General features: G+C 69.1%; 5 protein-coding genes and 1 pseudogene. 1 reads left to right on the forward strand and 5 read right to left on the reverse strand.

Annotation, left to right across the window (positions count from 1 at the left end; translation table 11 throughout):
• Window positions 1-353: pseudogene (locus PLL68_RS06655) on the reverse strand (hypothetical protein); the annotation flags it as partial.
• A gap of 166 nt (window positions 354-519) precedes the next feature.
• Between PLL68_RS06655 and PLL68_RS06660 the strand changes: the two are divergent.
• Window positions 520-1,224 (forward strand): DUF305 domain-containing protein, encoded by a 705-nt coding sequence (locus PLL68_RS06660; protein WP_324532826.1) that lies wholly within the window; start codon window positions 520-522, stop codon window positions 1,222-1,224.
• A 55-nt stretch (window positions 1,225-1,279) separates the two neighbouring features.
• On the opposite strand, the gene PLL68_RS06665 is transcribed toward PLL68_RS06660, so the two are convergent.
• The 4 genes from PLL68_RS06665 to PLL68_RS06680 all read right to left on the reverse strand — a co-directional run.
• Window positions 1,280-1,825, reverse strand: coding sequence for an amino-acid N-acetyltransferase (locus tag PLL68_RS06665; RefSeq protein WP_502910683.1), 546 nt, complete (start codon window positions 1,823-1,825; stop codon window positions 1,280-1,282).
• Window positions 1,826-2,054: 229 nt separating this feature from the next.
• Complete coding sequence (locus tag PLL68_RS06670; RefSeq protein ID WP_324532828.1) at window positions 2,055-4,565, reverse strand: ATP-dependent Clp protease ATP-binding subunit; 2,511 nt, start codon at window positions 4,563-4,565, stop codon at window positions 2,055-2,057.
• A gap of 176 nt (window positions 4,566-4,741) precedes the next feature.
• A complete protein-coding gene (locus PLL68_RS06675) occupies window positions 4,742-5,569 on the reverse strand; it encodes an Fpg/Nei family DNA glycosylase (RefSeq protein ID WP_324532830.1) in 828 nt (275 codons plus the stop codon).
• The coding region (locus PLL68_RS06680; protein ID WP_502910681.1) for a helix-hairpin-helix domain-containing protein at window positions 5,562-5,820 on the reverse strand (259 nt) is incomplete at its 5' end. The genes PLL68_RS06675 and PLL68_RS06680, both read right to left, overlap by 8 nt.

Below are 5,820 nucleotides of genomic sequence, written 5' to 3' on the forward strand. Positions count from 1 at the left end.
AGGTCGCCACGGACGCTGATGTCGTTCTGCGAGCCGGGGCAGTTCACCTGGGCGACGACCTCGGGGGCGCCGGCCTCCGAGATGTCGTAGATGGCGAAGCCGTTGTAGTTGCCGACGAAGGCCCGTTCGCCCTGAAAGGCGAGGTCGGTGCCGAAGGCGCCGGGGAGGGCGAAGGTACCGGCGAGCGGGGTGTTGCTCATGTGCTTCATGTTCTTGCTGTACCCGACCTGGTCAACGACCAGGTCGGTGCCGGAGACGTTGAGGCCGTCTCCCGCGGATGCGGCGCTCACACCGCCGAGCGCCATCATCAGGGCTCCCGCGGCTGCAACCGCAAGAAGTCGTGTTCGCGTCATGTCCACCTCGATCTACTGGGCCGGGTCGTCTCCGTGGTTGACGGATCCTCCCCGGTGTGGGGGCGTGGTGCGGGACACGATGGCGGAAGATCGAGCTCCGTGGGGGTTTTGGTGCACAGGAATCTTTTTCTATTTCTGCGCGCCCTCTCGGGTTACAGTGACGCGCGTGACGACCCCTCCCCGACCCGTTGGCACCGCACGAGCGCACACCCGACTCCTCGCCGCAGCGGCCACGGCATCCCTCGTCCTGTTCGTGGCAGCGTGCAGCGGTGACGAGCCGGCAGCCGTCGTGACGGCACCAGCTCCGACTGTTCCGGTGCTGCAGCCCGGGACCCCGGGGCAGCCGAACGCGACGATCACCGGGTCGGCTGCCGCACCGACGGCGACGGTGAGCATCCTGCCCACCGACGAGCGCTTCCTCAGCGAGATGATCGTCCACCACGCGCAGGCGATCGTCATGGTCGATGCCGTGAAGGGCTCCCTCGAGGATGCCGAGGTGGCGGCCATCGCCTCGCGCATCGGCGACGAGCAGCGCCCCGAGATCGACGCCATGGCCGGCTTCCTCGAGTCCCACGGTGCGCAGGTGCCCCCGGAGGCGACCAACCCCAACCTCACCGACCACGGCGCGCACTCGATGCCGGGCATGGCGACCGAGGCGGAGATCGCGCAGTTGGCCACGGCGACGGGCCGCGAGGCCGACCGGCTGTTCCTCACCTTGATGATCCGCCACCACCAGGGGGCGCTCGCCATGGTCGACGAGCACAGCGACAACTCCATGGCCGAACTCGTCGAGGAGACCGTCAACGAGATCTCGGTGACCCAGGGCAAGCAGATCATGCAGATGCAGGGCATGCTCGACCGCTTGACCTGAACCCCGGCGCGGTGACACCTGCGCCAGGGCCTACGTGCTGCGGCTCTAGCGGTTCCTAAAGCTTGCGCAGCATCCGGGTGTTGCCCAAGGTGTTGGGCTTGACGCGTTCGAGGTCGAGGAACTCGGCCACACCTTCGTCGTAGCTGCGCAGCAGCTCGGCGTAGACCTCGGGGTCGACGGCCTGGCCCTCGATGGCCTCGAAGCCGTGCCGCCGGAAGAACTCGGTCTCGAAGGTCAGACAGAACAGCCGGCTCAGCCCCAGTTCGCGGGCTCGCTCCATGAGCCGGCGCAGCACCGCCGACCCGACGCCGGACCCGAGGGCGGACTCGTCGACGACGAGGGTGCGCACCTCACCGAGGTCCTCCCACAACACGTGCAGCGCCCCGCACCCCACCACCGCGCCGTCGATCTCGGCCACGACGAAGTCGGAGACCGACTCGTAGTAGGCGACGGCCTCCTTGTTGAGCAGCACCCGGCGCTCGGCCTGCGGGGCGACCAAGGCCCGGATGGCCCGCACGTCGCTCGTGCGGGCCGCGCGCACGATGGCGCGTGCTGCGGGCGCGGCAGAGGGCGTGGGCGCGGCTGGTGGTTCGGGTGACAGCTCGTCGGACGGCACGAGGGGAGCGTAACCGTCACCACCGCGAGAGGGGTGCACAGACCGGGTCCGGACATGGCGGCGGCCCGCCACCGCAGGGGTGGAGGCGGGCCGCCTGTGCAAGGAGTCCCCGGAGGCCCTTGCACACCTCAATTCTGGATCAGGGTCGGGACGCGTTGGGTATCGGGATGTTCAAGTCTTGGTCAGAACTCGACATGCCATCCCCAAGACCGGGTCAGCCCTCGATGGCCACCACTGTGTCCTGGATGTCCGGGTTCTTCGGGGCACCCTCGAACGTGAACACGGCATCCTTGCCCTCGCCGGTGGCGTCGACCGCGACGATCTCGCCGGCCTTGAGCTCGCCGAAGAGGATCTTCTCGGACAGCACGTCCTCGATCTCGCGCTGGATGGTGCGACGCAGAGGCCGCGCACCGAGCACGGGGTCGTACCCCTTGGTCGCCAGGAGGTTCTTGGCGTCCGGGGTGAGGACCAGGCCCATGTCCTTGTCCTTGAGCCGCTTGTCGAGCTTGGCGATCTCGAGGTCGACGATCTGGACGATCTCGGCCTGGCTCAGCTGCGGGAAGACGATGGTGTCGTCGACGCGGTTGAGGAACTCGGGCCGGAAGTGCTGCTTGAGCTCGTCGATGACCTTGGCCTTCATCCGGTCGTAGTCCGACCGGGTGTCCGGACCGGCCGAGAAACCGAGCGAACCCTTGGAGATGTCCCGGGTGCCGAGGTTGGTCGTCATGATGATGACGGTGTTCTTGAAGTCGACCATCCGACCCTGCGAGTCGGTGAGGCGGCCGTCCTCGAGCACCTGCAGCAGGCTGTTGAAGATCTCCGGGTGCGCCTTCTCGACCTCGTCGAACAGCACGACGCTGAACGGCTTGCGGCGCACCTTCTCGGTGAGCTGGCCACCCTCCTCGTAGCCGACGTAGCCGGGAGGTGAACCGAACAGGCGCGAGACGGTGTGCTTCTCGCTGTACTCGGACATGTCGAGCTGGATGAGGCTGTCCTCGTCGCCGAAGAGGAACTCGGCCAGGGTCTTCGCGAGCTCGGTCTTCCCGACGCCCGTCGGGCCGGCGAAGATGAACGAGCCACCGGGGCGACGGGGGTCCTTCAGGCCGGCACGGGTGCGGCGGATGGCCTGGGAGAGCGCCTTGATGGCGTCGTCCATGCCGACGACCCGCTTGTGCAGCTCGTCCTCCATGTGGAGCAGGCGGCTGGACTCCTCCTCGGTCAGCTTGAAGACCGGGATGCCGGTCGACGCAGCCAGGACCTCGGCGATGAGCTCTTCGTCGACCTCGGCGATGACGTCCATGTCGCCGGACTTCCACTCGGCCTCACGCTTGGCCTTGTCGGCGCGCAGGTTCTTCTCGTCGTCGCGCAGGCGCGCGGCCTTCTCGAAGTCCTGCCCGTCGATCGCCGACTCCTTCTCGCGCACGACCGTGGCGATGCGCTCGTCGAACTCGCGCAGGTCCGGCGGTGCGGTCATCCGGCGGATGCGCAACCGGGCCCCGGCCTCGTCGATGAGGTCGATGGCCTTGTCGGGGAGGAAGCGGTCGTTGATGTACCGGTCGGCCATGTTGGCGGCGGCCACGAGCGCGGCATCGGTGATGGAGACCCGGTGGTGGGCCTCGTAGCGGTCGCGCAGACCCTTGAGGATCTCGATCGTGTGGGGCAGCGTCGGCTCGGCGACCTGGATCGGCTGGAAACGTCGCTCCAGCGCCGCGTCCTTCTCGATGTGCTTGCGGTACTCGTCGAGCGTCGTGGCCCCGATGACCTGCAGCTCACCGCGGGCGAGCATCGGCTTGAGGATGGACGCGGCGTCGATGGCGCCCTCGGCCGCGCCGGCACCGACGAGGGTGTGGATCTCGTCGATGAACAGCACGATGTCGCCGCGGGTGCGGATCTCCTTGAGCACCTTCTTCAGGCGCTCCTCGAAGTCACCGCGGTAGCGGCTGCCGGCGACCAGGGCGCCGAGGTCGAGGGTGTAGAGCTGCTTGTCCTTCAGGGTCTCGGGCACCTCACCGCGCACGATGTCCTGCGCGAGGCCCTCGACGACGGCCGTCTTGCCGACGCCGGGCTCACCGATGAGGACCGGGTTGTTCTTGGTGCGTCGCGAGAGCACCTGCATGACCCGCTCGATCTCCTTCTCGCGCCCGATGACCGGGTCGAGCTTGCCCTCGCGGGCCGCGGAGGTGAGGTTGCGACCGAACTGGTCGAGCACGAGCGAGCCGGCCGGGGTGCCCTCGGCGGGGCCGCCCTGGGTCGAGCCACCGCCACCGGAGGCTCCCTCCTTGCCGCCCTGGTAGCCCGAGATGAGCTGGATGACCTGCTGGCGCACGCGGGAGAGGTCAGCGCCGAGCTTGACGAGCACCTGTGCCGCCACGCCCTCGCCCTCACGGATGAGGCCGAGCAGGATGTGCTCGGTGCCGATGTAGTTGTGGCCCAGCTGCAGCGCCTCGCGCAGGCTCAGCTCGAGCACCTTCTTGGCGCGCGGGGTGAACGGGATGTGGCCGGTGGGCGCCTGCTGGCCCTGGCCGATGATCTCCTGCACCTGCTCGCGCACGGCCTCGAGCGAGATGCCGAGGCTCTCCAGGGCCTTGCTCGCGACGCCTTCGCCCTCGTGGATCAGCCCGAGCAGGATGTGCTCGGTGCCGATGTAGTTGTGGTTGAGGCCACGGGCCTCTTCCTGGGCGAGCACGACGACGCGGCGGGCGCGGTCGGTGAACCGTTCGAACATGGTGCTTCTCCTGACGGTCGAGTCCCCTCGATGCTAGTCGCGCCGTCTGGATGTGGCTCGACGTTAACCAGCCTGCGGTTTCGCCGCGAGGGGAGAACTGTCAGGCCCAACGCGGTACACGCCCCCGGGTGTTCCGCGTGTTCGCTCTCGGCGCACGCGATCAGCACCCTCTCGCGTCAGCGACGCCGTTGGCAGCGGCCACACCAGAACAGGTTGCGCCCGGCAACCACGCGGGTGCGCACCTTCGACCCGCACGCGGGACACGGCATCCCGGCGCGGCGGTAGACCGCCGACGAGCGTTCGGTGAGGCGCGGAACCTCACCGCGACCGAGCGCGGCCTCGACCTCGAGCACCTGGTCCTCGACGGTGACGATGCGGCCGGTCGTGACCCCCAACGGCATGAGTCGCTCGAGGTCGTCCCAGATGAGCCGCCACGAGGCGGGGCGCAGCATCCGCCCCTCGGTGAACGGTGAGAGCCGGTGCCGGAAGAGCACCTCCGAGCGGTAGACGTTTCCGACACCTGCGAGCACCGCCTGGTCCATGAGCAGCTCGCCGATGGTCCGCGACGAGCGGCTGATCCGGGCCCAGGCGGCGTCCGGGTCGGAGTCGGGGCGCAGGGGATCGGGGCCCAGACGGTCGAGCACCGTGTCGACCTGCTCGGGCGTGGCCACCTCGCACAGCGTCGGCCCGCGAAGGTCGGCGATGTGCTGGTCGGTGCGCAGCCGCAGCCGCACCTGACCGACCGCGGGCACCTCCGCCGTCCACTCGTGGCTGTCGACGGTGAAGGAGCCGATGAGGCCCAAGTGCACGTGCAGCCAGCGGTCGTCGGCGAACTCGACGAACAGGTGCTTGCCCCTCGACGTCGCCCGCAGCAGCTCGTGGCCGCTCAGCAGGGCCGCACCCTCGGTGAACTTGCCCTGGGGACTCGTCACCTCGGGGGTGGTGCCCGCGAAGGCCTCGTGGAGGTCGCGGGCGAGGGCGAACAGCGTGTGGCCTTCAGGCATGCGGCCTCAGCTCGCGAAGGATGCGCAGGGCCCTGGGCCCGACGCCGTGCAACGCCAGGAGGTCGCGGTCCGCGGTGGAGGCCACGGCATCCCACGTCGTCAACCCCGCGCTCGCCAGGGCGCGGCGGGCCGGGGCCCCGATGGCGTGCACCTCGTGGGGTGGCTCCGAGGGTTCCGGTGTCGAGGTCGGCTGGGGGTGCTCGCCGGCCACGGTCAGCTGGCCTTCTTCGGTGCGGCCTTCTTCGCCGCCG

Origin of the sequence: Ornithinibacter sp., from assembly GCF_035443565.1 — a bacterium.
Lineage (GTDB): Bacteria > Actinomycetota > Actinomycetes > Actinomycetales > Dermatophilaceae > Fodinibacter.

What these genes read in the sequence shown, in the direction of transcription:
- PLL68_RS06675 (WP_324532830.1), bottom strand. Translation starts at nt 5,569, where the DNA reads ATGCCTGAAGGCCACACGCTGTTCGCCCTCGCCCGCGACCTCCACGAG.
- PLL68_RS06670 (WP_324532828.1), bottom strand. Translation starts at nt 4,565, where the DNA reads ATGTTCGAACGGTTCACCGACCGCGCCCGCCGCGTCGTCGTGCTCGCC.